The following is a 25,936-nucleotide window of genomic DNA, read 5'->3' as shown; positions in this document are numbered from 1 at the left end:
TTTAAGCGAGTTCAAAGCGGACCGTAGCCCCCGGCGGGAGCTGTGCGGCAATATCAATATCTTCTTCGAGGACGGTAGCAATGACCGGATAACCACCGGTGACGGCGTGGTCGCGGAGGAAAATAACCGGCTCGCCACTCGGCGGAACCTGGACGGAACCGGCCACCATGCCCTCCGACGGCAGTTCGCCTTCGCGGGAGCGCTGCAGGCCGCTGTCATCCGAAGGGCCCAACAGGCGCACTCCCACGCGGTTGGACTGTGAGGTCACCGTCCACTCGGTGGACACGAAAACGTTGAGGCTATCGGGCGTGAACCAGTCATCGCGCGGTCCCAGCACGCAGCGCAGGACGCCCTGAGTTTGGCCCTGCGCACCGGAACCCACACGCAGCGGATTGGCCAGCTGCGCATCGGTCATGGCGGTGGAGCGGGGGAGGACACCGATGACGTCGCCAAGCCGCACGGGTTGAGGTCCCAGCCCGGAAAGGACATCCGTGGACGCCGAACCTAGCTCCGCATCCGCCACAATGCCGCCGCGGATGGCGATGTAATTGCGCAGGCCCACCGTGGCCGGTTCCACCGTCACCGTGGACCCTGCCGTAACGAGGACCGGGCGGGCGAGGGCCACTGGCATATCGTCCAGCAGGACGCGGGACTGGGCGCCGGTGACGCACATGACGGCGTCGGTCAGCGCGCGGAGGCGAATGCCGCCGATGTTCTCCAGCACCGTCGCCCCGCGCGGATTGCCCACGGCCACATTCGCCGTGGCTGCGGCGGCCTGGTCTGCTGCGCCGGATGGTGTGACACCCAGATTGCCGCGGCCCGGGCGGCCTTGGTCCTGGAACAGCGTGAGCAAGCCAGCATCAAGGACCTCCATGCGGGGCAAGCGCGCCGGGGTACGGCGACCAAACGGCGTGGTCGACACGACATCCGGCAGCGAGCTCACCGCGCGATAGCGCACGCGGTCACCCGGCTGCACGAGCGCGGGTGGCTGGGCATCGGACTCCCACATGGGGGTCGTCGTGGTGCCCAGCAGCTGCCAGCCGCCAGGGGAGACGCGCGGGTACACCGCGGAGAAACCACCAGCAATGCCCACCGCGCCGGCCGGAACCGCGGTGCGCGGAGTAGCGCGGCGCTCGATGTTGAAGTTCTGTGCTGGGTCCGCTGGAGTGCAATATGTAAAGCCGGGCGCGAAGCCACCAAATGCCGCGAGCCACTCCGTCGACGTGTGCCACTCAATGAGCCCCTCACGAGACATGCCCACGAGTTCGGCGGCCTCATCCAGATCCTCGCCGTCGTACAGCACATCAATCTCCACCAGGCGCGGATCCTCGCCCGTATGCGCGGTGGGGCGGAAATCCTGCAACCTCTCGGCGGCCGCTGCAGCAGAGTTCGGGGTGGCAAAGGTTAACAGCAGGGTGGTCGCAGCCGCGATGGCGTCGACTTGGTCCTTGAGTGGATGGGCATCGAGCGCCGTATGCCACGCCATGACCTGGGACAAATCCTCCAGCTCAATGAGCAGCGCGCGGGTTCCCACAGGGTGGATATGCATTAGACAACGCTCCGAATCTCAATACCGCGCGCCTTCAGCTCCTCCACGACGCCGCGCAGAAGTGCTACCGCACCGGGCGAATCTCCATGCGTGCATACCGACTGCGCATCCACGTTGAGGACGGTGCCGTCGATGGCCGTGATGGATCCGGTTTCGGCAACGTCGAGCACGCGCTTGACGACGTCCCCCTCATCACCCATCACCGCATTCGCCTCTCGCCGCGAGACGAGCGTGCCATCGGGGTTGTAATTGCGGTCCGCGAAGGCCTCGCGGATGACGGTGAGGCCTTTCTTCTCTGCGATATCGACAGCCACGCCGCCTGGCAGGAGCATGACCGGCAGATCGCCGAAGGCCTTAATGCCGTCGATGACCGCATGTGCTTGGGCTTCGTGGTGAACGATGGCGTTGTACATCGCGCCATGTGGCTTAACGTAGGCGACCTTCGTGCCGTTGGCCTGGGCCAAAGCCTGCAGGGCGCCGATTTGGTAGGTGACCTCATCTGCCAGCTCAGCCGGGTTGTAATCAATGAAACGACGGCCGAAAGCAGCCGGATCGTTGTAGCCCACGTGCGCGCCAACCGTCACATCCGCCTCAGCGGCTGCTTTCAGCGTTCCTGCGATGGAGTGCGGGTCACCTGCATGGAAGCCAGTGGCCACGTTGGCGGAAGAGACCAGCTGGAGCATGGCCGCATCGTCGGCGACGGGGTTGCCCGCGGTGGTCTCGCCGAGGTCGGCGTTGAGGTCTATGTGCAGCGCGCTCATGGTTCTCCCTAAATCCCAAATTGTTGAACAATCTTAGGGTGTTTAGTGTAGCCCGCGTCACGTAGGTTTGTGAAGTGTGTCCCTCATTTGCGTGAAGATGGGGGAGTGACCTGCGCCGTCCGAGGTGCACCAAAGGCTCTCACTGTGGTGTTTCGTCGAGAGGTGTGCCCGCTGTGCCGCCGCCACTTCGCTGATGGTTCTCGTCACAAGATGTCACTCGTCAGGTTTGCCTGGCCCAAATGAACCGTATGAAGCGACCTAGATGCTCTCCATCTTTGCCATGTCGAGAGAAGAAGACGCCCGCTCCGCACGGACAGTGTGCGGGAGCGGGCGGGGAGTATCAGCCGCTAACTTTTAAAAAGGAAGCTTGATGTTGAGAGCGTCCTTGACGAACGGGAAGGCAGCTGCGATGGCAGCGAGTACGCCGCCGACGATTGCAAAGATGCCCAGCGTGGAAGGCTTGCCGTCCTCGGAAGACAGTGCGTCCTTAAAGGAGCTCTTCTTGTCCTTGTTCTGGTCGCCCTTGTCCTTGCCAGCATCAGCGTCGCCCTTGTCCTTGCCAGCATCAGCGTCGCCGTCGCCCTTGCCGGCATCAGCGTCGCCCTTGTCCTTGCCGGCATCAGCGTCGCCTTTGTCCTTGCCAGCATCAGCGTCGCCGTCGCCCTTGCCGGCATCAGCGTCATCATCCTCGCGCTTGTCACTTTCGGAACCGCTGTCGTTGTTGCCAGTCCCCCAATCGTCGAGGTCGATAGGCTCAGAAGAACACACGTCGGCCCCGTCCTTAGCCATCTGGAAAACGTCGGCGCGGTTCAGTGTGACATTTTCATCGTCGGTGGCCTGCCACAGGAATTCGGAGACCTTCTTGAAAGTGTGCTCCTTGCCTTCAACGGAGGCGGTGAACTCAGCAGACGGGGAGCCGCAGTCATTGGCGGAAGCGACAGCAGTGCCGGAAAGGGCGAGGGAACCAGTCAAGGTAGCGGCTAGCAGGCCGCGAGAGAAGGTAGACATAAAAACTCCAAGGATAGGTAGTAGGTGAAAAAGATCGTGAAAGGTGGATTGAACCTTTCCGTTAACCGATATCGGTTGGCTTCGGAGTGTAACCCAGTTCCCACGCCGGTGATTGGTGTTTGGCGAAAAACCCGCGATTTTTGGGACTGCTCCCCATGAACTCACAAAGGCACCCCCAATCCACGCGATGGTGGTGGGGGTGCCTACGCCTATCAACGTCCCTCAGGACGCTCAAGCTTCAGTAATTAGAATGGAAGCTTGATGTTCAGAGCCTGGGCAGCGGCCGGAACAGCAGCAGCGATTGCGCCAAGAACGCCGACGACGATGGCGGCGATGCCCAAGCCGGTCGGCTTGCCTTCCTCGGAGGACAGCTTGGCCTTGAAGTCGTCGAAGGAGCTCTTCTCCTTCTTGCCTTCATTGTCCTTGCCCGGCTTGTTCTCGCCCTTACCTGGCTTGTTCTCGCCGGTCGGCTTGGTTTCGCCGGTTGGCTTGTTCTCGCCGGTTGGCTTGTTCTCGCCGGTCGGCTTGGTTTCGCCGGTTGGCTTGGTTTCGCCGGTTGGCTTGGTTTCGCCGGTTGGCTTGTTCTCGCCGGTCGGCTTGGTTTCGCCGGTCGGCTTCTCATCGTTGCCCTCGGCAGGGGCATTGATGGGGACAATCGGGTCCTTGCTGTTCTCGCCCTCGGTTTCGTCGGCGTCCTCGGCGCCAGTCTCGCCCTCGGTGTCGTTCTCGCCGGCCGTTACTACGGCGTCAACGAGGTCGTTGCCGTTGAGCTCGGTGTTCTCCTCGGCAGAGGCAGCTGCAACGCCGGCCATGGTCAGGGAGCTGGCCAGAGCGGCAGCGGTGAGGTTGCGGGAAATGCGCTTCATATTTCTTCTCCTAGGGAATTCGGGGACGTTGTATGAAAATTCGATGCCGACGTCAGTGGGCGTAACCGCGTACTGAAATCGACTTCACACATGCTAACGAAGGTCGGCAAAGTATTGGCCAAGCTGTGAACAGTTATATGGGTATTCCACGGCAGCTACCAAGGGCTTGTCAGTGAGCAGTAATGTTCGCTGTCGCCGTTATGGTGCTACGAAAAAGTAAAAATGTCTGCATGATAGTGGTGCGGTCGGGGAGATGGTGTGGGGAAGGCGCCGAGGGTGTTGACAGGCTTTATGTAGGAAATGTGCGAATGGCTCCGACGTCGGAAGTGGGTTTAATGGGTGAAATGCGACATATTGAGATGTGATTATGAGACAATTCACACACCTGCACCCCCCTAAGGAGAACTCATGCAATGGACAAAAGTAGGTGCGAGCCTCGCCGTAGTTGTCGCAGTAGCTGGCCTGACTGCCTGCGGAGGAGACGGTTCCGGTGGCGCGGCGGATGTTGATTTCATCAGTACCAACTCCACCGAACCCCAAAAGCCGCTCATCCCCGCGGACACCAGCGATGTGCCGGGAGCAACGCTCATTGACCTCATCTACTCAGGACTCGTGTACTTCGATGAGAACGGCGAGGTTCACAATGATCAGGCAGAAAGCATTGAGAAGACCGATGACGTGACCTACAAGGTCACGCTCAAGGAGGATGCGGTGTTTTCCGACGGCTCCCCGGTGCGAGCCCAGGACTACGTCGACACATGGAACAACGCGGTAGAAAACAGCATGCTCTCTGCCTATTTCTTCGAACCCATCAAGGGCTATAAAGAAGGAGCAGCGAGCATGGAGGGGCTCAAGGTTGTCGATGAGAAGACGTTCACCATTGAGCTCGAAGAACCCACGTCGGACTTTGAGACCCGTTTGGGCTATTCCGTTTTCTTTCCCATGCACGAATCCGCCTTTGATGACATCGACGCCTACGGCCAAAACCCGGTGGGAAGTGGTCCCTATAAGCTGCAGGAATGGAACCACAACCAGAATGTGATCCTGGTCCCCAACGAGAAGTATGAAGGTGACCGCAAGGCGCAGAACGATGGCCTGAACTTCGTCTTCTATGCCGATGCCAGCGCAGCATATGCGGATCTACTCTCGGGGAATCTGGATGTTTTGGACTCGGTTCCGTCCTCGGCCATGGCCAATTTTGAAACGGACCTTGGCGAGCGTGCGGTGAATGAACCTGCTGCTATCTTTCAGTCCATCACTATTCCCGCAGGGGATGAGAACTTTAGCGGGGAGGCGGGGGTGTTGCGTCGACAAGCACTGTCCATGGCCATTGACCGCGACGAGATTACCCAGACCATTTTCCAAGGGACGAACACTCCAGCGGTGGACTTCACATCGCCCGTGCTTAACGACGGCGCCACGGACATCCCCGGCAACGACGTCCTGACCTATAACCCGGACAAGGCTCGTGAGCTGTGGGCCAAGGCGGAAGAGATGAAACCGTTTGAGGGGCCGTTTACCGTGGCGTATAACTCCGATGGCAGCCACAAGGAGTGGGTCGATGCCGTCGTGAATTTTATCCGGAACACCCTTGATATCGATGCACAGCCAGCGCCGTATCCGGATTTCAAATCGCTGCGCGATGAAGTGACAAACAAGACGATCGAGGGCGCCTTCCGCACCGGCTGGCAGTCGGTGTATCCGTCGCCGTCGAGCTTCTTGGAGCCGCTGTATGCCACAGGAGCCGCGACTAACGACGCCGACTATTCCAACCCCGAGTTTGATTCGCTTCTGAAGAAGGCTGCTGCGGCATCCAACGAAGATGAAAGTGTTGAGCGGGTCAATGATGCCCAAGCAGTACTCATGCAGGACCTTCCGGCAATCCCGCTGTGGTACACCAACTCCACCGGTGGCTACTCCGAACGTGTCGACAACGTGATCTTCACGTGGAAATCGAAGCCGCTGTACTACAAGGTGACGTTGAAGTAGAACGCCATACGCCCCGCTACGCGAAAAGCGTTCCTCAACGATTAGTGCTGAGGAGCGCTTTGGCGTGAGCGTTAGCAGCTGTTAGAAAGGCAGCTTGATGCCCAGGGACTTTGCCACGCTCGGAGCGACAGCGGCGATAGCACCCACCACGCCGAGGACAGCTGCGATGATGGCAGCAATGCCCAGGTCGGTCGGCTCGCCATCGGCGGAGCTCAGTTCCTCATCGAAGGAGCTGGATTCTGGAGTTGGGGTCTCAATCTGAGAGGGGGTCTCGGAGGGTGTTGACGGAGCTTCGGGTGCCGGGGTCTCCGAGGTCGTGGTCTCCGTCGTCGTTGTGGTGGTGGTGGAGGTCGGCGGGTTGTTGATGATGGATTCCTGGATTTGTGCTGCAGCCTCATCCTGAACACCGCAGGCCTGAGTATCAGCCTTGGTGATCTCCATGACCTCAGCGCGGTTGAGGGTTAGTTCCTCGTTGTCAGCAGCGCGCCACAGGCCGAAGGATTCCTGCGTGAAGGTGTGCTCTTCTTCGTCGATGGTGGTGGTGAACTCTGCGGCCGGTGCCCAGCAGAAGTTGATCTTGGTATCAGTCTCCTGAGTAGCCTCTTCATCAGCGGAAGCGATGGTGGTGCCGGCCAAGACGAGGCAACCGGTCAGAGCGGTAGTGGCGAGAGTGAGCGAAGTCTTCTTCATATTCTTCTCCTGGGAATAACAGCGATAGCCGCTGGGAAAATGAGACGATTTTAGATTAGCTGATACAGATGTGAATGGTGTGCTCAATGGCGGCTTGTTGTGCTCTGAGCGCCGAGGTGTCATCAAAAACACACAAACCGCATGCCACCGCTCCCGATAAAAGGGGGATGGCATGCGGTGCTCCCGCGGCTTAGCGCAGAAGTTGGCGCGTGAGTGTTTTAGATGAAGAGCTTACGGCGAGCAACGAAGGCGCCGGCAGCAATCATGGCTGCGATAGCCAGTGCAGCGAGGCCGCGAGCCACGGTGTTGGAGCCGGTCTCGGCGGAGATACCACGGGACTGCGCCTGGCCAGCAGATTCAGCCTGGCCCTGGGCCTTGTCGGCGGTGCTGTCAGCAATCTTGCCGCCCTGGGCGATGACCTCGTCCTTGTTGGCTTCGAGAAGCTGTGCGGACTCAGCCTTCTCCTCAGCGGTAGGAGCGTCCTTCTGGGCTGCCTCCTGAGACTTGACGTAGGTCTTGCCGTCCTTTGCGAGGTACCAGGTCACGCCACCGATAACGAGGGCTGCCGGAAGGGCGAGCCATGCCAGCTTGGTGGTGTCAAACTCAGATTCGGACTCAGATCCGTCAGCGATTGGGTAGTCAACCGAGGACGGCGCAGCTGGCTCGTCGCCGGGGACGCGATCGGAGGCGTCAACATCCGGAAGGAAGGTCTTAGTGGTGGAGGGGGCATCTTCCTCGTTGTCTTCCGGCTGAAGAGCAGCCAAGGCTTCGTCCACTTTGGAGGAGTCGAGCAGCGAGTCGTCGGTGGCAGACTTATAGGTGCCATCATCCTGCTTGTAGTAGGTAGTGCCTTCAACTACCAGCTCAGCCGGTGCAGGAACCTGTGCGGAAGCAACGGCGGTGCCGCCGAGAGCGAGGGCGCCGGAAAGAGTCACTGCGGTCAGTGTGCGGGTCATACGCTTCATGAGCGGGATTCTCCTTTGTGAGGTCTGCGAGAGGGAAAGTAATTCACTCCAGTCACAATAGTCGCAACTTTCACATCTGTCACGGGTCTTGTGCAAGTTCTCCTTCTTCAATAAGTGTTGCTGTCAGTAACAAGGAGCGCATTCACTGGAGGTTTGACGTGCTTAAGAAGCGACGTATGGCCTGCTCAGTTGGGAATGATGCGCTGAAGCACGATGAATGGATGCCCTGTTTTTCGTAGAAATTGAAGCTGAGAGAAATCCCCCTGGTTGGGGCTATAACATTGCTGCTCGCAAAGGAGATTAAGGATTAGTGAGCAGCTTCCGGCGCGTTGGTTACGCCTTCAAACTGCCAGCCCACGACCGCATTGCGCACGGCAGAAGCCAGCGGATTGGCCGGCTGGATGCAGCTGATGGTGAGTAGGCGGCCAGGCTTGGCATCCGCGCCCCAAATGCTTTCATCTTGCTCAAGGCCTTCCTTGGATGGGTCATGCAGATCTGTGGCGGTGTACACCAGCCACTGTTCGCCAGAGTTCTGTGTGCGCAGGAACAACTTGTCGCCCACGGAGGCCTTGTGCGTATCGGCGCGACCGTCGTAGAGGTTATTGAACACCGCTGGCACGCCCGCGCCGGTGTGCCCGGCAATGACGACGATGTCCGGCGAGTCCGTGCCGGGAAGCGCGTAAGGCTTATCGTCCGCAGTGTAAGTGCAGGCCTTATTCATCGAATCCGGGTTGATCTTATTGTCCTTGACCCGGCAGGAACCTTCCTCGAATTCTGCGCGCACATCAATCGCGGGGATGTACATCTCCAACGCGGGGGAGGGCTCGATGACGGCAGCGGGCTCCGCCACCACTTCTGTCGGCTGAGGCGCCGGTGCATCTGATTCCTTATTCAGGTTGAGCGCGGCGACGATACCGACAAAAACAAGCGCCAGAATAAGGAGCACCCCCATCCCGCGGCGACTGCTGGGCTTGCGGTGACGCGGCGCTTGGCGACGTCCCCCAGTTCCCCTCCTGGCCTCGCCTGACGCCGTACGGGCGGGCGCCTTACGAGCGGGTGTTGACGGGGAAGCGGACCGCCGGGACGAGGCCGACGTAGTCGGGGTAGAAGGGGAAGAAGCTATGCGCGTGTGGTCGGGACGCCGACGCGGCCGGTAGGGTGCGCGCTGCGTGGCAGGGTCCTCGCGGTCTTGGGAAGAACGGGCGCGACGGCGGGCGCGTTCCTTGTGAAGATCAATGCGGATCCCCTCTTCCGGCAGGCGGTAGTCGTCGCGCCGCGCCGAGTAGCGAGAATCCATGGGCAAGCTCCTGATAGTGAGGTGATTAAAGAAATAGGGTACTACTTCGTAGCAAGCTGATAACGCAGCGCATACGTGATGAGCCAGTGGGTAGACATGAAGTCGCTGTCGATAAGCTGAGGCTCCGCGCTAGCCGCCAGCGCCTGGGCGCGCGGTAGGGCGGAATCATCGAAATGCTCGGCGAGTTCAACAAGCATCCACGCCCTCGACAGCGCTAGGCCGTAGAGGTGGGCTAGGCGGCCATCGGTGGGGTCGAGGACTTCCGGGATCGTTGTCAGAAAGTCCAGTGCTTCGGCGCGGTGAGGAAGGAAGCCATCGAACCACTCGTCGAAATCCGGTAGCACGCGGGACATGAGTAGTGCTTCTGACAACCCGTTGGATAAGAAGTCGTGCCCGGAAAGCTCCCACTCGAGCGGATAGTTACGGTCATTACCGAACAGTCGAACTGCAGCTTCGCGCACCGAATTTGCCAGTGAATCCACCCCGAGTTTCTCTGCTGCTTCGAGGATGAGGAAGAGGTTGAAAGCGGTATTGGAATGCATGCCGTGGCGCACCGGTTGGTTAAGTGACGCGAGCCAGCTTTGGCAATGCTGCGCGGTCAGCGCAACGAGCTTATCCATCGCATCGCTGGGCCGGACCGACGCTAACTGGAGCAGCCACGCGCGCCCATAAGGCATTTCATAGCCCGGATGCTGCGTAAGGTACTCATGTTCCACGGCGAGGGCGTTGGGGCTGAGGCGTTCGTCGAGAAGCGCGGCAAGTTCGGCCGGGGACTCTGGGCCGAGAGTTGTGTCCAGAAGCACCCCTGAATACTGCATATGGACACTGGAATGCCAGTCGAAACACCCATAGAAACTCGGGTGCAGCTCCCGCGGGCGCACGTGGCAATCATCGGCGGACGCGCTCGTATGGTGCATGGCGGCGGGGAACTCGCGCTCGAGGACGCCCACAATCCCGCTTGCCCACGCACTAGCCATGGTCTCAAACTCTGTCATGAATCAAGTATGACAGAGACCCCGGACATCTATTGTGACCTGTAGTTTCCTTGGTTGTTCGCTACAGGGAAAGTGCAGCCTTCAACTGCGGGAGGAAAAACTCTGCTGCCTTAACAAGCCCAGCCACCGTCGCGGTGACGAGAGCAACGACGCCGCCGGCCGCAAGCAGTGAGAGACGCTTTTCCTTCGCATCAATCTGTTCAAGTTCGCGCTCGTTCTCCTCACGCAGCGCGTCTTTGACGTTGATATCCATGTTGAACTCGCCCCACGCCTGGGAGGCGAGCCGGTACTCCTCTTCGGCTGCTTTTATCTCTTCCGCTGACGCGCCGGAATTCTTCAATTCTTCTAGCCTGAGGCGGGCGTCTTCAGCCTCCTGCCACATTTCTTTGGCCCGGGCTTCATCTTCTTCAGATGGCTTGTACTCGTCGGTCTCGTCTGCCTTGCTGCTGAAAGCGCTGAAGCAGTCCTCGTGAAAGCATCGAGAGGACTCTACGTTGAGCTCCTGTGCGGTCGCAGTAGGAACCGCTACGAGGCCTGCGGCGATGACTGCTGCCATTCCAAGGCCGGGGCGACGATGCCACGAATTCATAGACGTCTCCTTCAATGGGGAAAGTAGGGAAGTGGCTTTACTGTATCGCGGGACGTGTCGGAGCGCTGAGAAATGGGAGGGTTCTGTTAGTCAATAACCCATTCGTTCCTGACTGTATATCCAGTATTCGGGTGGTATCTATCAGAGTAATCGAACGTGTGAGCGGTCGTGTGAGTTTTTGTCTTAGTCTCTTTCTAGTGTGTAAAGCAGACATCTGAAGCGTTGGGGAATCGGTTCATTGTGGGACGCAAGGGTGTCTAAAGCACAGGATGCAGTTCACAGAAACGGACTGCTGCACAATTCACGAGGGGGAGCCATGAGGTTCTTAGAACAAAAGCCGATAACTTTTAGTAGAGGGCAGATACATCGAATAGGCAGTGCGCTGCGAAATGGAGAGGAGATTGATGAGGAGAGGTTCGGGCTATTCCTAGATCAGCAATCGGCGCTTTGTGATGTGGTGGTTCGCGAAGCAGGTAAGACGATGGCAGGTCTTGAGAATCCACTGGAGCTGGCTTCAAACTCTTTCGTCGAGCCTGACTCCGACACTTATTTTTTAGGTTCACGTGTAAAGACGAGGGATACCCTTGTAGAAAAGCTACGCCGCATGCCCAGTTTTCCATTGGAGAACATTCAAGATGTTTCCGGGGTGCGAATGGATTTTGATGTGACTTTGACTGAACAGACAGTTCTAGCGCACCTCCTTTCTAAGTCCCTAAAAGCGGCTGGTGCGAAGAGAATTGAGATCCGCGACATGCGCGATGAACCGCATTCAGGCTATCGAGCTGTTCATTTGCATGTGATTTCGGAGGCGGGCCGTGCGGAGTTTCAATTGCGCACGGCACTTCAGTCTCAATGGGCGAACCTTTATGAAATGGCTGGAGACTTGTACGGAAGAGAAATTCGATACCTCGAGTTCGGAGGAGAAATTCCTGCAGAATTTGAAACTGAGACCCGTGTTTTGCATGAACTATCAGAAGTTGTCAACAGGGTGGAAAGGCTCGTTGATATTCTTACTGAACCTTTTGAACGCGGCGGAACTGTTGGAACCACTCAAAATGAAGCACGTCAACTGCGGCGGCGCATGTATAGGATGCTAGATAAACTGATGCGTGAATTCGAGGAACGTCGAATTCATCGTGACATGGAAGGAGAATAGTTCGATGCCGGCCTATCTCATCAAATATCACCGCCCGACGGGAGCGCTCGAAGTCACCGAGTACGAATCCCTGATTGAAGGAACCCGCGCTCGTCATGAATTGGATCAAGTGAATAAGGATCCTGATGTCGAGATCGTTGCTATTGGTGCTAAGAACTTGGAATCCGTCCGGCATACGCATGCGCGTTACTTCTTCCGTGAGAAAACCGCGCCGCCGTACCCTTTTGTGGCTTAAGTCCGGTCGCTCTGAATAATGCAGCGAGAAGAGATTAGCTGCGCAGGATCTTCTCCATGGCCTTGCCTTTGGCGAGCTCGTCAACGAGCTTGTCCATGTAGCGGATGTTTTGCATCAGCGGGTCCTCGATTTCTTGGACCTTGTACCCGCAAATGCTCCCGGTGATAAGTGAGCAGGACGGGTTGAGATGTGGTGCCTGTTCGAAGAATTCCTCGAGGGTGACCTTCTCCTCTCGTGCCCGCTCCAAGCCCTCAACTGAATAGCCAGTGAGCCAAGAGATAACTTCGTGGAGCTCGCTGACGGTCCTGTCTTTGCGCTCTACTTTGTTGACGTAGTGCGGGTAGATGTCGGCGAAGGGCACGGAAAAGATGCGGTGGGACATAGGGCGCAGTGTATCTTTCATCGCTGGTTTAGCCGTGCCACAGCGTGGAAATGGGCATTGCCCATAGGTTTTCGCCCATGGGTAGGACGTCTTTGCCCGTATACAGGACGATTCCTGCGCGGAAGGAAGCGCCTGCAACCTGCTGAAGGTAGCGCAGGCCGGCAAAGTCTTTCGGCTGGATCGACATTGCGGCTTTGACCTCGATGCCAACAATGTCCCGGGAGCGTGATTCCAATACGAGGTCCACTTCCTTGCCAGTGGACATACGAAAGTGGAAGAGGCGATAGTCAATCGAGGACCATGCCTTCTGCTTCAAGAGCTCGTTGGCGACGAAAGCTTCGCAGATACCTCCAGTAATCGTGCTGGAGGTATTCATCTCCAAAGCCTCTGGATCGAGTCCTGCAAGGCTTGTAGCAAGTGCGGTATCCGAAAGAAAGACCTTGGGCTTAGAAATAGCCCGCTTCTCTAGATTGGTTCCCCAAGACGGCAACTGGTTGAGCAAGAATACGTCACTCAATGCAGTCACATAGGTAGGGACCGAGCGTTGAGGAATATCGAGCGCGCGCCCAATGTGTGCCGCTACAAGCTCGGCAGTTCCTTGTGCTGCCAACTTGTTGAGAAGATTGTTTAAACGGTCAGGGAATTGAATGCCGTAGAGCTCGGCGGCATCTTTCGATAACACACGTTCAATGTAGGCGTCGAACCAGCGGTGCTGTCGCCGCCGGCTAGCGTCTCTGAGCCCTGGGAAACTTGGTGTGCAGAAGAGCTGAAAGTAGTCGCTCCGGGAAGGGGTAAAGGCGGGATTTAGCCCTGAATCACCTAATGACCACACTCGGCCAGCAAAGTCATCGTAGATGCCCAAGCGTTCACCCACGCTAAGGCCGTGAAGACGAATTGTTTCTGCACGGCCAGCGAGAGACTCTTCAGCTCCTGTGAGACTGAGGAGATTGGAGGAACCAGTGAGGACAAAGCGTCCGGGTCGTCGATCTTCCTCTAGTGCGCCTTTGATGGCACGAAAGAGCTCGGGCGCGCGTTGAATTTCATCAATGGCTAGTGTCCCCTCGGGGAACTGCCTGACAAACCCATCTGGGTCCGCTTGTGCAGATGCCAGCGAAGCGCTCTCATCAAGGTTAAAGAATCTATGCTCTCTATCTTCGAGCAATTGATGAACGAGGGTGCTCTTTCCCACCTGGCGTGCGCCAGAAATAGTCAGCACAGGCGTATCCGACAGGATTTCCTCCGCAAGATCTTGTGCGTTTCTATGTAGAAAAGAATCAGTCATGACACTCAATCTACCTGCGATGTTGCGGTTCTGCAAGGCTCTCGTTGCCGTTCTGCAAAGAACTCATTGCCATTCTACAATGCCAGCGTTGCCGTTCTGCAAGAGTTCCGTTGCCGTTCTGCAAGGCTCTCGTTGCCGTTTTATCACGCCGTAAAACGCCAAAAAGAGGGCACCCGCGGCCGTCGTAAAGCGGCGCGAGGGTGCCCTCTGTGGTGGGGCTCAGGGAGGTGAGCTAGTTCAGTTAGTTCCAGACGGGGGCGTCGCCAAGTTGCAGCTCGGAGTAGCGCGCCTCCGGAACCGTGGCGGAGTAGGGCTTGCCCACGGGCTCCCATTCTTGGTCGGAGTTGCAGCGCACGTCCTGGCCGTCCGTGTCGAGCATGGTGAAGCCCCACACCAGCTTGCCCTGGGAGTTGGCCGGCAGCTCGTAGGGGCCGACTTTTTGGTTGAGCTTCCAGTGCTGCTCGTTGACGTAGGTGAAACCGTAGGTCTGGGTCAGCACCTTGGCTAGCTCGCCCACGCCCTTGATGGAGCCAGAAACTTCGATGGTCTGCGTGCGGGCCTGAGTCACGGTGTGGCTGACCGGTACGGGTTCATCGTTGCGGTTGGCCACGCTCGTGGCGTCGGTTTGCTTAAACCAGCGGCGAGTAGTGGTGACGTAGGTGCCGTTCTCACCGGGCGTAGAGCAGTGCGTGCCCGGCTTGTGGTCCTCGTTCCAGCGCTGGGGCAGCTCGAAGTCCCCGCCGAAGTCCGCGGCGTGGGCAACGGGAGCGACCGCTAGCAGGCTCAGTGCGGCAAAGGTGCTCGCGATGGACTTCTTCAGCACGCCTTAACCCCAATCGTTGTTATCGCGCGTGGAGACCTCAATGTGGCGTTCCTTCGGCAGGGTAGCGGTGAAGGTCTCGCCGTTAGGCTGCCAGGTGTTATCGGAACCGCAGATGGTCTTCTGACCTTCAAAGTCGGAGACAACCCAGCCGGCACGCAGCACGGCGGTCTTACCCGGGGCGATGTTGTACGGGCCGACCTGTTCGCCGACCTCGTAGGACTGGGAGTCGGTGTAGCTGGAGGAGAAGGTGAAGTTGATCAGATCCAGCAGCTTGAAGTCAACGCCGGCGGAAACGTTCCAGGTCTTGGTCTTGGTTTCCTTGATGGAGCGAGTAACCGGAAGCGGCTCGTCGTTGTAGTTGGACACGGTCCAGGAGCCAGCAGAACCGTCGAAGTAGGTGCGCTTGATGTTCACGGTCTGGCCGGTGTCACCCGGGTTGGCGCAGTGCTCACCGATGGTCGTCGGGTTGGCCGGGCCTAGGTCGCGTGCCGGCAGGGCGTTAGCGGCCGGTGCGAGGATGAGGCCGGAAGCAACGGCCAGAGCAGCGGTGGTGGAAGCAATCTTGGTCTTGAACATGTGGGTCTTTCTCCTTGAGATGGTGAGGTTCGATTAGTAGATGGTCTGGGTAGGAACCGGAAGGTCGCGGTACTCGTCTGGGGTAACGTCTTCAGTGCGGGTGGAGCCGTCCTTGCTCGTGATGGTGGCCTCAGCCCAGAAGCCGCTGGGAGCGGTGGTCTGCTTGTAGTTGGAGGTCAGGCTGTACTTTCCGTCCTTACCGCAGTGGATCTCGCGGTAGTTGATGCGGGTCATGGTGGTGCCGTACTCCACGCGGACTCGCTCGCCCGGGGCGAGGTCGATGTGCTCGAGCTCAGTTCCCACCGGCATGTAGGCGCGCTTGACCGCACCGACGGATTCCAGCCAGCCCTTCGGGATGTCACCCCGGTTGCCACGCCAGTTGGTGTAGGGGGAGTGCTCCGCGCCCACGACGAAGTCCGTGACTGGTGCGTACTCGTAGTCGCCCTTGGACCAGTTGAGGAAGTCAGTGGAGTAGCCCGGCTTGCGGAACGTCGGGGTCACTGCGGTGATGTCCAGCGGGTACCAGGAGCTATCGCGGCCCTCGCAGGTCTCGCCCTCCTGAGGCCAGGACGGATCGCGCTGCAGCTCCTCAGACGGCTGCATGATTTCGTCCTTCTTCGGGTCCGCAATCTTCTCCAGGCTCGGGCCGGACACGGAGGTGTAGTTGCCCTCAATGGGCTTGGAGTTCGCACCCGGGGAGCGGGAGGGAATCTCCATGGCCAGGTCCGAAATGGAACCGTCTGCCTTGATGATGTAGGCAAAGGCATAGCGCTCAGCCGGGCCCTTGCCGCGGATGACGTTGGCGCCCGGCATGTTCTCTAGGCGGTCGTCGTTGCAACCGACGAACATGGAGATGAAGTCCTTTTCCACCACGCCATACTCCACGCGGAAAGATTCACCCGGCTTGAGCGTGATGGGGCCAAAGGTCTCTTTATCGTGCCAACCATTGCTCAGTTTCAATCCGATGTCGGACTTGGCCGTGGTGTCCCATCCGGAGGGCATAGCAGCCTTGGAGTTGGCCTCAATCTTGTGGTTGGTGCCAGTTTCCACGGAGGCGGTGTACGGCACCTCCTGGTTGGTGGTGTTCTTAAACTGCAGGGTGCCGTCGCTGACGTAGCGACGTCCCGTCTCAGCGAAGCGCCACTCCGGGGTGGCGTTGTCTTCGCCGGCTGCACTGCAGCTCTTGTAGAGGTTCGTGATGGGGTAAGCCTGCGGCATGGGCGGAATGTTAGCCGCCTGTGCTGCGGGCGCGATGATGGCCGCGCTCGCCATCGCGGCTGTAGCCGCCAGTGGCGCGAGTGCGCGGAGTCCCTTGATATGCACCTGGATACCGTCCTTAAAGAAACTTAAAGAATAATGGGTAACTTCTTGAAACCTGGGACAATCTTAAGTGTCGGAAACTTACGCCTCAATAAAAAGGGAAAAATATTTTGTACACCTGCAAGAAAGTTAGCAATGTTAAGCGCCTGGAGACCAGCGTTTTGACCGTTCGTGCACCATCGTTTGATTAACCCTGTTTGGAGGTGTTGACATTCCGGCTTTTCAATCGAAGGTGCTGGCAGCGAGCTTAAAGTTGAATGTGTACTGCTGGGGTTGTGCGCTACTGGCCGTCGCGCCCACGTCCACATTCCTCACCCTTGGGGTAGCGAACGCGCGGCCGCCACCTCGGTAAGGCCTACGCCGCGCTTGCCGACGTCCCCCTCATCCCCACCATCACCCCTTCCGCATGCCGAAAGGAGCGTCCGGTGAGGAGTGTGAAAATATGTTCCCAGGAGGCTTTAGTAATCCACGGCATCCCGAATGATGGGACACGTCATGCAGTGCCCGCCACCGCGACCTCGGCCGAGCTCTGCTGAGCCAATTTCCACGACCTCTACGCCCGCAGCACGCAGCTTCTTGTTGGTGCGCTTGTTACGGTCATAGGCCACCACTACGCCTGGCTCAATGGCCACGACGTTGTTGGCATCGTCCCACTGCTCGCGCGCAGCGGTGTAGGCATCGCCGCCCGTCTCGATGACTTCGAATGCTCCAATGCCAAGCGCCTGAGCGACAACGTTGAGGAACGATTCGGTGGGAAGCTCGACGTCGAAAGGCGCCGTGCTCGTTGAAGGGCGCAACACGATGGGGCGAATGGTGTCAACGACCTTGGGGTAGGCCGTCACCTTATCTGCATCCAGAAAGGTGAAGACGGTGTCGAGGTGCATCGATGCGCGATCCTTGGCCATGGCAGCGATGATGATCTGGGTGGCCGCTTCTTCCTCGAAGAGACGCATGGCCAATCGGCTAACTCCCTGCCACGTGGTGCGCTCACCCATGCCGACGAGCACAATGCCCTTACCAATCGGCATGATGTCACCGCCTTCAAGCGCGGCCAAACCCTGGTCTTCGTCAGTATTGCCGTACCAGAACTTGAAATCTGCGTTGGCGAACCGCGGATGGAAGTTGTAGATAGCGCGAGTCAGCAGCGTTTCCTGGTGCCGTGCCGGCATACGCATGGGGTTAAGGGACACACCGCCGTAAATCCACGCCGAATTATCGCGCGCGAACTGCGTATTGGGCAGCGGACGCAACGCAAACGCGGTTGGGCCGTATACCGCGCGCATCGTATCAGTGATGCCGTGGCCTAGGCCCTCGGGAATCTCAGCAAAGGGCACACCGCCGATGAGTAGCTCCGCGAGCTTTTTCGTGGGCAGCTCCTCGAACCAGTGGCGCAGCTCGCCACCAATTCCAGCACCGACGTTTCTATCCAGGAGCTTGTAATCCAGGATGAAATCGCGCCCACCTTCCGTGTCGAGGGTTTCCTCCAGGAGCGTGTGCATGTCCAGAACATCGACATCATGCTCACGCAGCTTGGCGACGAACTCCTCATGGTGCCTCTTAGCCTCATCAACCCACAGAACGTCATCGAAGAGCAGGTCTTTGCAGTTGCTCGGTGTCAGCCGCTCGTGTGCGAGCCCCGGCGCACACACCATCACTTGGCGGAGCTTGCCTGCCTCGGACCAGACGCCTGGTGGGGGAGTTGTCATGTTTGAACCTTTCTCTGCGCGCGGTGAACCGTGTCAGCAACTTGTGTAGTGAGAGGTAGCACCGCGAGAGGTGATTGTGAACTAGATGACAATTCTAAGATAAGTTTGAACCTTTTCAAGCTCCTGGCAGTGAGGAAAAGACCACGTAGGCGCAGGTTTTGCGGCGGCTTGCATACTATTATCCGCGTTTATTCACACGGCTATGGCGTGCGCGTGGTGCGGTTTCACGCCACGCTTGCCGACGTCCATCCCTCCACCACTGCGACAACACCGACGCCGAAGGGCATCGTGTCCTAGCCGGAGGCTGGATGAATAAATGCGGAGGGGATGAAACTCTACGCGAATAGTAGAAAAGGGAAGATTTCTCATGATCTCCTACGACCCTTTGCCCGAATCCAACCCAAAGAGCTTTGAAGTCTTGTGAAGTTTATGAATTTTGTGAATTCTTTGAAGTTTATGAAGAGCTTTGAAGTTTGAAGAAGGGGCCGCGCCGCTTTTGATGAGAAGTGGCAGCGCGGCCCCAGAGTGATAGGGAGGAAGGTAGGTTTTCTGCCTTCCTTGTAGGAGCATTTTTGACAATAGAGATGGGGTCGGACAACGGTGAGATTGATTCGAACATGCGGGTCAAACATCTCACTCGGTTTAAGAAACGAAACGTCGTTGAGGATTAAGTCAGCGCTGCTCTATTATCTAGGAACAGGGGGCGGTTAGTAAGCATTTAGACTTCCAAAATTCATCTCGATTTTCCCCTTATGTCTGAACTCCTCCAACCAGGCAAGACAAAATTCCTCTATGCGTAATCGTCATATCCTTCTTGCTTTGGCCTCCCTCTTCTCTCTTAACGCAGCAAATGCCGTTGCAGCTGAGGCTGTTCCCACTGATCGGGCTGTGGCTTCTGGGGACGTCGTCTACTTCCAAGACATGAAGGAGTTTGAACCGCGTTCGTGGGACGATGGAAGCCACCAGGGTGGTATCGCTTACTTGGCAACTGCACTCGACACTCTCCGGGAAAAAGAAGGCGATCCCATCGTTGCTTTCGGTGGGGAACTGGCCGCTGGAAGCCTATTCGGCTCGGTATTTCGCGGTGAGCCTTTTGTAGAGGCCTTTAATGAGCTTGGTGTGGACGTCGGTAATTTTGGCAACCATGACTTTGATTACGGCTTAGACCACACACGCAGCCTTATTAAAAAGGCTGAGTTTCCGTGGATTTCCAGCAATCTGACTACCCAGAATGGTGAACCGGTCAGTGAGGATGGAACCACCTTTATCGCCAAGTCTGGAGAACTTACCGTCGGGTTTGTGTCCCTTACTGCAGACCTTGATCGGACCGTAGCTGCCAAGGAAGTTATTACGGGGGATTTTGTTGAATCAGCGCGCGCCGGGGTCAACAGACTTCAAGTAGAAGACGTGGATGCAATCATTCTGCTGAGTCAGATTTCAAAAGAAGACACCACTCTGGTGATGGAAGAAATTCCCGAGCTTGCAGCAGCGCTGCGCGAAGAAAACGAGGCACAATCACCAGAAGAAGTAACCTACACCTCCGATAAACGCCCGATTGTTGCCCCGCGCGCTGATTACGGGACGCTGGTTCACCTTGACATTACTGTTGACCGTTCCACGCAGGAGCGCACAGTGAAGGTCGTGAATCATCCGGTCAATCCATCGCTCACCGCTAACGAAAAGTGGAAGGCTCGCTCCCAGGAACTTTATGGGGAGTTAGACCGCCAACTGGGTGAGAAACTCGGTACTGCGACTCAGCCCTTATCAAAGGCAGAACTCGGGCCTCTGGTAGCGGATGCGTACCGCGAACACTTTGATACAAAGCTTGGATGGCAGAACGGCGGCGGCCAGCGTGCCGACATGAAAGAGGGGACCCTGACCCGTCGCGATGCGCAGTCGGTGCTTCCTTTTGGTAACTCACCAATCGCGATTCAAGCAACCGGTGCTCAGATCAAGGATGCGTTGGAGAAAGGAATCGAATCCAATCCGGAAGGTGGGAACGGCTTTCCACGAACTGCTGGATTCACGTTTGAGTATGACATGTCGGCGCCATTTGGTGATCGTGTCACGGCGATAAAGCTCGATGACGGTACTCCTATGGAAATGCAGTCCACCTACTTGTTGCGCGGGGGTATCTAGTAACACCGTGGTGACTATCCAGTAACGGGATGGTGAGTATCGAGTAACACTTTGGGAGAAGATTCTTCTGACCGCGTGACAAAAGGGCTCGCGGCATAATCAGAGGAGTCCGATCGTGACTGATTACCGGGCCGTGATGGATCTTGTCTTACAAGGCTGGTCCGTCCGTCAAATCTGCTCGACTGTGCGTTGCTCGCATACCACAGTTCAAAAGGCCCGCCAGGCAATGGCGGCACACCAGATCGCAACCGATGAACAACTCGCCGGTATCACCGACGAAGAAATGGCCACATGGTTTGTTGATGGTCGAAGTCTTGCCCAAGGAGATTTCGTGCCCATCGACTTCGACGCGGTGGCTAAAGCACGCACCGGCCGAAACAAAGTCACTCTCCAAGTCTTGTGGGGTCGCTACACCACCCAACCTGCTCGTCCGTCTCAGCGTTACTACAGCTACGAGCGGTTCCGCCAGCTTGTCGCCGAACACGTTGATGCCACAGGACTTACCGCACGCATTACGCATATCCCGGCACACACTATGCAAGTCGACTGGGCCGGTACCACGATGCGGCTGTTTGACCCGATTGATGCCCGGGGTACAAAAGTCAGTATTTTCGTGGCGTCACTGCCATATTCGGGAATGCTGTTTGCCTGTGCTTGCCCGAACCAGCGGCAAGCGGCGTGGCTGTGGGCACATATCCAAGCGTTTGAATACTTCGGTGGCGTTGCTGAAGTCATTGTGCCTGATAATGCTTCGACAGCGTCACACGCAATTGGTGCTGCTGACCGCAACCGGCAGGTTAATTCCACCTACGAGGAATTCCTCGAGCATTACAACACTGCCGCGCTGCCTGCTCGTGCTCGGCGTCCGAAGGACAAGGCGAACGTGGAAGCGGCTGTCAAGATCATCACCCAAAAAGTCATCCATACCCTCCACGGGCATCAATGCGTTGGGCTTGATGAACTCAATGCACGCATCCGCAGCCTAGTTGACGATATCAATGACGCGGTCCCGTTTCGTGGCACCTACACCAGCAGAAGAATGCTCTTTAATGAGTTTGAACGTGATGTGCTTGGCCAACTTCCCACAACACCGTGGCAGCATACCGAATGGAAACGTGCGAAAGTCGCCCCCAACTTCCACATCACCGTCAATACTGCTCACTATTCGGTGCCCTACCAGCTCGTCGGCCGGACTGTCGATGTACGTATCACTGGCAACGAAGTTACTGTCTTTGACGCTGGGCAGCGTGTTGCCACCCACCGGCTTGCCCAAGCCCGGGGGATCTATGTCACTGACGTGGATCATATTCCTGCCAACATGGCTGATACCACAGGGCTGTGGACCAGTGACTACTTCTACCGTGAAGCGGCCAAGATCGGGCCAGCGACCCAGAAAGTCATCGCAGAACTCATCAGCGCAAAGGCAATCCCTGCCCAGGCGTATCAGTCGTGTCGAAACGTACTAAATATGGGCAAGCACGCCAACAAGGCGATTTTGGAACAAGCCTGTGCCCGCTTGATCGCACCTGATGGCGCAAGGAGGGCCGTGTCGTATACCGCGGTGAAAAACATGATGGCTGCGGTACGCAAAGACCAATCCACCCGCCCGACAGGCCATGATCTTGCGCCAACAACACCGCCTGAAACACCACCAGCAGTTCACGCACGTGATACCCGCGGCGCGTATCTGGGTGGGTCTGCCCAGTTCAGCATGGAAAACCTTAGGAAGAAAGGACCTTCGAAGTCATGACACAGCCACAACCAGCATCAGCATCAGCACGCTTTCTAGATGAATCGGTCCTGCCGATCTTTACCGATCTGCGAATGACGGCCTTCGGGCGAACCGTGATTGATATTGCCGCAGATCCTGTCTTCGACTCGTGGAGTTTTTCCGACAAGGTGCTCTACGCACTCGATAAAGAAGTCGCGGCCAAGCGTGAGAGACGAGTCAACAAATTACTCAAAGCATCCCGATCGCCAAATCTCGATGCATGTATCGAAGACATCACCTACGCGCCCAGCCGCAACCTCAACAAAGAGCAAATCACCAGACTCGCTCACTGCCAATGGTGTCAAAAAGCGCAAAGCATTGTCATCCTCGGCAAATCATCCGTCGGCAAAACCTACCTGGCCCAAGCACTGCTTACCGCCGCGTGCAGAAACGACTACTCCGCCCGTTTCTTCCGCACAGACACACTAGCCAACCAGCTAATGGTGCTACGCCATAATGACACAGCACGCATGGAGTTTCTTCAAGACCTGCACCTGGCAGACGTCCTCGTTCTTGACGACTTCCTAACAACCCCGATTGATGCTGCCACAGCACACCAGCTGCTCAATATTCTTGCCGAACGCGAACACCGGGGATCAACGATCGTGACCTCCCAGTTCACGCCCGATGAGTGGTACAAATCCATCCCGGACGCTGTCATCGCCGAGTCAATCCTGAATCGACTCGTCGTTGGCGCTGAGATCATCACACTGGAAGGACCCAACATGCGCCTAGAAGCCAACGCAGAATAGTTGCTCATAGTCAACGCCCGGGTGTTACTCAATACTCACCCGGGCGTTACTGCTTGCTCACCACGGCGTTACTAAATCCGTGGTCCTAACACCTACTCGCTAGCTATTAGCAACTACGTGGTGAATGGTGGCGACAAGGTCGATTCATTCGTCGATGCGCCTGTGACTTCTGAGGGCACGGCAATCGACGTGGATGTCTTCTCCGAGTACATCAAGCGGCACGGTGAACTTTCACCTTTGCAGACTCCTGAAAAGCCAAACGGTCCAGCAAACGGTGGAAAGGCAGAAGAATCGTCGATTGGCTCTTCGCATGCAGTGGCCATTGCCATCGGGGTGATTGCTGCACTGGCGGGTACTTTCGTCGCGTTTACTCCCAAGTCTGTACTGGATGGGATTGTTCGCTATCTGAAGACCTTCTTGCCGGGCTCGTGGCAACTAAATCTTCCTTCGGATCACTTCCCCTTGCAGGGACTGCATCAAAAACTAGGGCATTTCAGTTTTACGGAGTCATTCCCACGTATCAAAAGAGTGGCTGAGCTGCGAGTGTCCAGATATTTTTTATCAGCCTAGTCGGTAGACCTCATAGTCATCCGGCACTCCTGCGCCGGGGATGTGTTGAAGTCCGAGCTTCAAGGCTAGGGCAATCGACGCCTCGTTGGTGGGATCGATGATGGCAACGACGGGGAGCTGTGGGAAACGCTCACGCGCACTGGTAATCGCAGCGGTCGCGGCCTCCTTGGCATAGCCCTGGCCCTGCGATTCAGGTGCGAAGCGGTAGTAGAGGTTGAGTACCTCTTCACCGGCCTCTTTGCTATGTCGCACACCAACAAATCCTATGGTCGTGCCATCGAGCGTCGATACCACGTAGTAACCCAACTGCTTATCGCGCCAATTGGCTTGCCATGCGCGTGCCAGCTCCGTGGCTTCCTCCCTGGTCTTCATGGCAAGTTCAGGGCGGTGATCGTAGGTGCGGGCGTCCGAGTGAATGGCAAAGATGGCGTCAATATCGGCATCCGTCGGTACCGCAAGGTTGAGTCGCGGAGTGCTTAGGGAATAAGTGTCATTCATTGTCGGTCCTGACGTCGAAAGCTACGGTCTGCCAAGGTTACCCAAAATGGAAACGCGTGGTGCAGTCGTTCTTGCCCGAAGGCTGCGCTGCTGCGCCGGTCGGCAAGGAACCGATGCTGCTTCAGACCTCTGATGGGGGTTCGTCTGCTACCTGGCCTGGTTCTACCTGGCCTGGTTCCTCAAGGGCTTCTTCCTCGAAGAATGACGAGTCTTCCACGGCATTTCCTTCGCTGACATCGCGCTGAACCGTCTTCTTCAGAGCACCCTCAATGAGTGTGCAAATCGACTCTCGTCGAAGCTCGAAGAAAGCATCAAAGTTGTCCTGGCGCAGTGCTTCGGGCGAAATGAGGTGTCCGCGGAGAACACCGTCCACGCCATCGGCATCGAAGCCAGATTCGTTCTCAACCTTGGTCAGGTATGCCGATGGTGCGACGCCACCGATGACACGGTTCGTGCGTGCGCTTAGTGTCGTTTTATTGACGATTGACTCGCGGCGCTCGTTATCAATTCCGTTTTTCTTGCACCAGTCCTGAGGGAAAATATGGTGAATGTCCACGGCCATGTCCCTGTACTGGAATGCTCCGAATTGTTTTCCCTCGACCCAGTCTGTTGAGCCCTGTGCCATGATGAGTGCTGCGATGCCCTTGTAGGCAGCGGCATTGCGGGTGCGCAAAGAATGAAGGCGGGATTCAGCGAAGGTAGCGTCCTGCACGGTTCGTGGGGCGGAAGTTTCTTCACCCATCGCCCAAGCAGGTACCCCTTCGAGGTCACGTACGAAGCGCGTCTCAATGGCAGCGCCATAGAGCTCGCCCAAGACTCCACTCCAGAACCACTGCGTGATCTTTTCTTTCACGTGGTGTTTGTCTGCTTCCTTGCCAAGAACAACAGCAATGGCAGCAAGCGGAACCAATTGCTTCGGGTAGGGGACATCCCTGAACCGATAGATGTGCAGATCTGCGAGGAAGCCTGCCGCCCAGATGAATCCTTGACGCAGGGCGTCGCGCCAAGTGAGGTAGTCGTTCAACTCAAGCTTTAGAACGTCTTCTCTCTTGGCAGACAGGCCGACTTTGCGGCTTACCGAGGAATGCTTGCTTCGCTCAAGAGTCGTCAGCATGGTGATTGCTTGGAGGAAGTCAGTGTTCTCTACCTTGTGGAGGACATCGTGTTCTTTCCACAGCGCCTTAGTCTCCACCCAGTCATCGTTGAGGCGGAAATCGCGCTGGTACTTGTCGTAATACTCCGCATCGCCTGCAAACACTGCTGTGAGGAGCTCAAAAACGTTGAGCGGAAGTCCACCCACGTTGACCTTTTCGAAGACAGTGGCCACCGCTGCCTTGTCCGTCTCCTTGTCCAGCTCAATTGCGGGAATCTTGTATTCGTTGATCTGACGGATAATCCCATCGCTGAATGCAGTCATGAGCTCGGTGTTACCCAACTTGCCGAACCATTCGAAAAGACCCATCTGATCAAGGAGCAGCGAAACAGGGATGTAGCCTGCTTCGTGTTGCTTTTCCATGCTGCTGAGATCGAGAACAATATCGCGGTTAAAATTGGTTCGAATAACTCCATCAGCTGGCACGGAGATCACTGCTTCATCTAGCTCGAAGGGATCTTCAATAGACTTTTGGATATTGATGAAGTACCTACGGTCGAGGCGCTTGCCACGTGAGTCTTTGGTGTGAACTACGCCGTTGCCTTTGAGAGCTTGGGTGAGAGATGTCAGTCGTTGCTGGCCGTCGAGAAGCAAGAACTTGGGCTCGGAAGTGGCAGTAGCCTCGGTGCTTTCGATGGGGCGTGGCTTGAACCTGACAGAGGAGTTACCAGTTTCTAACAACATGATGATGCCCAGCGGATGTCCACGGAAGATGGTGATGAGAAGCTGGCGGACGCGCTCGTCCTCCCACTTGTACTTTCGCTGGAAATCGGGGAGCTGAATCTCCCCATTCTCGGTAGAACGCATCAGTGCCGATAGTTGGTGCATGTTGGTGTTGAAACCCATCGGTGCCTCCTCTGTGGT

At 57.1% G+C, this 25,936-nt stretch carries 25 protein-coding genes; 8 read left to right on the top strand and 17 right to left on the bottom strand.

The annotated features are described in order from the left end of the window. Position 1 precedes the first annotated feature (1 nt). From I6J72_RS08380 to I6J72_RS08365, 4 genes are all read right to left on the bottom strand, one after another. Complete coding sequence (locus I6J72_RS08380) at positions 2-1,549, bottom strand: 5-oxoprolinase/urea amidolyase family protein (RefSeq protein WP_204098866.1); 1,548 nt, start codon at positions 1,547-1,549, stop codon at positions 2-4. Continuing rightward, positions 1,549-2,310, bottom strand: coding sequence for a LamB/YcsF family protein (locus I6J72_RS08375; RefSeq protein ID WP_204098865.1), 762 nt, complete (start codon positions 2,308-2,310; stop codon positions 1,549-1,551). The genes I6J72_RS08380 and I6J72_RS08375 overlap by 1 nt, the downstream gene beginning before the upstream one ends. A gap of 354 nt (positions 2,311-2,664) precedes the next feature. Beyond that, positions 2,665-3,318 carry a hypothetical protein gene (locus I6J72_RS08370; RefSeq protein WP_204098864.1) on the bottom strand — a complete coding sequence of 218 codons (654 nt, stop codon included), beginning with the start codon at positions 3,316-3,318 and terminating at the stop codon, positions 2,665-2,667. 245 nt (positions 3,319-3,563) lie between these two features. Then, the gene (locus I6J72_RS08365) at positions 3,564-4,184 is read right to left on the bottom strand and encodes a hypothetical protein (RefSeq protein ID WP_204098863.1); all 621 of its coding nucleotides are present in this window, start codon (positions 4,182-4,184) and stop codon (positions 3,564-3,566) included. Positions 4,185-4,592: 408 nt separating this feature from the next. Between I6J72_RS08365 and I6J72_RS08360 the strand changes: the two genes are divergently transcribed. Beyond that, positions 4,593-6,173, top strand: coding sequence for an ABC transporter substrate-binding protein (locus tag I6J72_RS08360; RefSeq protein ID WP_204098862.1), 1,581 nt, complete (start codon positions 4,593-4,595; stop codon positions 6,171-6,173). Positions 6,174-6,254: 81 nt separating this feature from the next. Here I6J72_RS08360 and I6J72_RS08355 read toward each other — a convergent pair whose 3' ends face one another. From I6J72_RS08355 to I6J72_RS08335, 5 genes are all read right to left on the bottom strand, one after another. Beyond that, a complete protein-coding gene (locus tag I6J72_RS08355) occupies positions 6,255-6,863 on the bottom strand; it encodes a hypothetical protein (protein WP_204098861.1) in 609 nt (202 codons plus the stop codon). A 218-nt stretch (positions 6,864-7,081) separates the two neighbouring features. After that, positions 7,082-7,828: a hypothetical protein gene (locus I6J72_RS08350; RefSeq protein WP_070669709.1), complete on the bottom strand. Its 747-nt coding sequence runs from the start codon at positions 7,826-7,828 to the stop codon at positions 7,082-7,084. Between the two features lie 307 nt (positions 7,829-8,135). Then, on the bottom strand, positions 8,136-9,125 hold the full coding sequence (locus tag I6J72_RS08345; protein WP_239107282.1) for a hypothetical protein: 990 nt from the start codon (positions 9,123-9,125) through the stop codon (positions 8,136-8,138). 41 nt (positions 9,126-9,166) lie between these two features. Next, complete coding sequence (locus tag I6J72_RS08340) at positions 9,167-10,120, bottom strand: DUF2891 family protein (RefSeq protein ID WP_204098860.1); 954 nt, start codon at positions 10,118-10,120, stop codon at positions 9,167-9,169. A gap of 61 nt (positions 10,121-10,181) precedes the next feature. Continuing rightward, positions 10,182-10,709 (bottom strand): hypothetical protein, encoded by a 528-nt coding sequence (locus I6J72_RS08335; RefSeq protein ID WP_070669710.1) that lies wholly within the window; start codon positions 10,707-10,709, stop codon positions 10,182-10,184. A 316-nt stretch (positions 10,710-11,025) separates the two neighbouring features. Between I6J72_RS08335 and I6J72_RS08330 the strand changes: the two genes are divergently transcribed. Both I6J72_RS08330 and I6J72_RS08325 read left to right on the top strand, forming a co-directional pair. Beyond that, a complete protein-coding gene (locus I6J72_RS08330) occupies positions 11,026-11,865 on the top strand; it encodes a hypothetical protein (protein ID WP_070669711.1) in 840 nt (279 codons plus the stop codon). 4 nt (positions 11,866-11,869) lie between these two features. Continuing rightward, entirely contained in the window at positions 11,870-12,100 is a 231-nt protein-coding gene (locus I6J72_RS08325; RefSeq protein ID WP_070669712.1) for a hypothetical protein, read from the top strand. Positions 12,101-12,134: 34 nt separating this feature from the next. On the opposite strand, the gene I6J72_RS08320 is transcribed toward I6J72_RS08325, so the two are convergent. The 6 genes from I6J72_RS08320 to I6J72_RS08295 form a co-directional block, all read right to left on the bottom strand. Beyond that, a complete protein-coding gene (locus I6J72_RS08320) occupies positions 12,135-12,482 on the bottom strand; it encodes a DUF2200 domain-containing protein (protein ID WP_204098859.1) in 348 nt (115 codons plus the stop codon). A 28-nt stretch (positions 12,483-12,510) separates the two neighbouring features. Continuing rightward, positions 12,511-13,764: an ATP-binding protein gene (locus I6J72_RS08315; protein ID WP_204098858.1), complete on the bottom strand. Its 1,254-nt coding sequence runs from the start codon at positions 13,762-13,764 to the stop codon at positions 12,511-12,513. Between the two features lie 241 nt (positions 13,765-14,005). After that, positions 14,006-14,587: a hypothetical protein gene (locus tag I6J72_RS08310; RefSeq protein ID WP_204098857.1), complete on the bottom strand. Its 582-nt coding sequence runs from the start codon at positions 14,585-14,587 to the stop codon at positions 14,006-14,008. Between the two features lie 3 nt (positions 14,588-14,590). Next, positions 14,591-15,163: a hypothetical protein gene (locus I6J72_RS08305; protein ID WP_070669715.1), complete on the bottom strand. Its 573-nt coding sequence runs from the start codon at positions 15,161-15,163 to the stop codon at positions 14,591-14,593. Positions 15,164-15,196: 33 nt separating this feature from the next. Next, positions 15,197-16,435, bottom strand: a complete 1,239-nt coding sequence (locus tag I6J72_RS08300; RefSeq protein WP_204100487.1) for a hypothetical protein — start codon at positions 16,433-16,435, stop codon at positions 15,197-15,199. 506 nt (positions 16,436-16,941) lie between these two features. Then, positions 16,942-18,189: an arginine deiminase gene (locus I6J72_RS08295; RefSeq protein WP_204098856.1), complete on the bottom strand. Its 1,248-nt coding sequence runs from the start codon at positions 18,187-18,189 to the stop codon at positions 16,942-16,944. A gap of 168 nt (positions 18,190-18,357) precedes the next feature. On the opposite strand from I6J72_RS08295, the gene I6J72_RS13210 reads away from it, so the two are divergent. The 5 genes from I6J72_RS13210 (at position 18,358) to I6J72_RS08275 (ending at position 23,421) form a co-directional block, all read left to right on the top strand. Then, a complete protein-coding gene (locus I6J72_RS13210) occupies positions 18,358-18,486 on the top strand; it encodes a hypothetical protein (RefSeq protein WP_255562218.1) in 129 nt (42 codons plus the stop codon). A gap of 495 nt (positions 18,487-18,981) precedes the next feature. Beyond that, positions 18,982-20,328, top strand: a complete 1,347-nt coding sequence (locus tag I6J72_RS08290) for a bifunctional UDP-sugar hydrolase/5'-nucleotidase (protein WP_204098855.1) — start codon at positions 18,982-18,984, stop codon at positions 20,326-20,328. 115 nt (positions 20,329-20,443) lie between these two features. Next, positions 20,444-22,078: an IS21 family transposase gene (gene istA, locus I6J72_RS08285; protein ID WP_204098642.1), complete on the top strand. Its 1,635-nt coding sequence runs from the start codon at positions 20,444-20,446 to the stop codon at positions 22,076-22,078. Further along, the gene (locus I6J72_RS08280) at positions 22,075-22,851 is read left to right on the top strand and encodes an ATP-binding protein (protein WP_204098643.1); all 777 of its coding nucleotides are present in this window, start codon (positions 22,075-22,077) and stop codon (positions 22,849-22,851) included. The genes istA and I6J72_RS08280 overlap by 4 nt, the downstream gene beginning before the upstream one ends. A gap of 120 nt (positions 22,852-22,971) precedes the next feature. Next, positions 22,972-23,421, top strand: coding sequence for a hypothetical protein (locus I6J72_RS08275; RefSeq protein ID WP_204098854.1), 450 nt, complete (start codon positions 22,972-22,974; stop codon positions 23,419-23,421). Here the strand turns inward: I6J72_RS08275 and I6J72_RS08270 are convergent. Both I6J72_RS08270 and I6J72_RS08265 read right to left on the bottom strand, forming a co-directional pair. Continuing rightward, positions 23,413-23,919: a GNAT family N-acetyltransferase gene (locus tag I6J72_RS08270; RefSeq protein WP_204098853.1), complete on the bottom strand. Its 507-nt coding sequence runs from the start codon at positions 23,917-23,919 to the stop codon at positions 23,413-23,415. The two genes, I6J72_RS08275 and I6J72_RS08270, sit on opposite strands and share 9 nt — an antisense overlap. A 121-nt stretch (positions 23,920-24,040) precedes the next feature. Beyond that, positions 24,041-25,918: a DUF262 domain-containing protein gene (locus I6J72_RS08265; RefSeq protein WP_204098852.1), complete on the bottom strand. Its 1,878-nt coding sequence runs from the start codon at positions 25,916-25,918 to the stop codon at positions 24,041-24,043. Between the last annotated feature and the right edge of the window lie 18 nt (positions 25,919-25,936).

Origin of the sequence: Corynebacterium sp. FDAARGOS 1242 (genome assembly GCF_016889985.1) — a bacterium.
Classification (GTDB): Bacteria; Actinomycetota; Actinomycetes; order Mycobacteriales; family Mycobacteriaceae; genus Corynebacterium; species Corynebacterium minutissimum_B.
This window is presented reverse-complemented; position numbering and strand designations above follow the sequence as displayed.

Bases quoted from the DNA above. Each gene is read 5' to 3' on its own strand.
- I6J72_RS08335 (WP_070669710.1), bottom strand. From the start codon at position 10,709: ATGAATTCGTGGCATCGTCGCCCCGGCCTTGGAATGGCAGCAGTCATC.
- I6J72_RS08380 (WP_204098866.1), bottom strand. From the start codon at position 1,549: ATGCATATCCACCCTGTGGGAACCCGCGCGCTGCTCATTGAGCTGGAG.
- I6J72_RS08360 (WP_204098862.1), top strand. From the start codon at position 4,593: ATGCAATGGACAAAAGTAGGTGCGAGCCTCGCCGTAGTTGTCGCAGTA.
- I6J72_RS08305 (WP_070669715.1), bottom strand. From the start codon at position 15,163: ATGTTCAAGACCAAGATTGCTTCCACCACCGCTGCTCTGGCCGTTGCT.
- I6J72_RS08330 (WP_070669711.1), top strand. From the start codon at position 11,026: ATGAGGTTCTTAGAACAAAAGCCGATAACTTTTAGTAGAGGGCAGATA.
- I6J72_RS08375 (WP_204098865.1), bottom strand. From the start codon at position 2,310: ATGAGCGCGCTGCACATAGACCTCAACGCCGACCTCGGCGAGACCACC.
- I6J72_RS08270 (WP_204098853.1), bottom strand. From the start codon at position 23,919: ATGAATGACACTTATTCCCTAAGCACTCCGCGACTCAACCTTGCGGTA.
- I6J72_RS08325 (WP_070669712.1), top strand. From the start codon at position 11,870: ATGCCGGCCTATCTCATCAAATATCACCGCCCGACGGGAGCGCTCGAA.
- I6J72_RS08320 (WP_204098859.1), bottom strand. From the start codon at position 12,482: ATGTCCCACCGCATCTTTTCCGTGCCCTTCGCCGACATCTACCCGCAC.
- I6J72_RS08355 (WP_204098861.1), bottom strand. From the start codon at position 6,863: ATGAAGAAGACTTCGCTCACTCTCGCCACTACCGCTCTGACCGGTTGC.
- I6J72_RS08370 (WP_204098864.1), bottom strand. From the start codon at position 3,318: ATGTCTACCTTCTCTCGCGGCCTGCTAGCCGCTACCTTGACTGGTTCC.
- I6J72_RS08265 (WP_204098852.1), bottom strand. From the start codon at position 25,918: ATGGGTTTCAACACCAACATGCACCAACTATCGGCACTGATGCGTTCT.
- I6J72_RS08345 (WP_239107282.1), bottom strand. From the start codon at position 9,125: ATGGATTCTCGCTACTCGGCGCGGCGCGACGACTACCGCCTGCCGGAA.
- I6J72_RS08300 (WP_204100487.1), bottom strand. From the start codon at position 16,435: ATGGCGAGCGCGGCCATCATCGCGCCCGCAGCACAGGCGGCTAACATT.
- I6J72_RS08340 (WP_204098860.1), bottom strand. From the start codon at position 10,120: ATGACAGAGTTTGAGACCATGGCTAGTGCGTGGGCAAGCGGGATTGTG.
- I6J72_RS08280 (WP_204098643.1), top strand. From the start codon at position 22,075: ATGACACAGCCACAACCAGCATCAGCATCAGCACGCTTTCTAGATGAA.
- I6J72_RS08365 (WP_204098863.1), bottom strand. From the start codon at position 4,184: ATGAAGCGCATTTCCCGCAACCTCACCGCTGCCGCTCTGGCCAGCTCC.
- I6J72_RS08290 (WP_204098855.1), top strand. From the start codon at position 18,982: ATGCGTAATCGTCATATCCTTCTTGCTTTGGCCTCCCTCTTCTCTCTT.
- I6J72_RS08315 (WP_204098858.1), bottom strand. From the start codon at position 13,764: ATGACTGATTCTTTTCTACATAGAAACGCACAAGATCTTGCGGAGGAA.
- I6J72_RS08350 (WP_070669709.1), bottom strand. From the start codon at position 7,828: ATGAAGCGTATGACCCGCACACTGACCGCAGTGACTCTTTCCGGCGCC.
- I6J72_RS08295 (WP_204098856.1), bottom strand. From the start codon at position 18,189: ATGACAACTCCCCCACCAGGCGTCTGGTCCGAGGCAGGCAAGCTCCGC.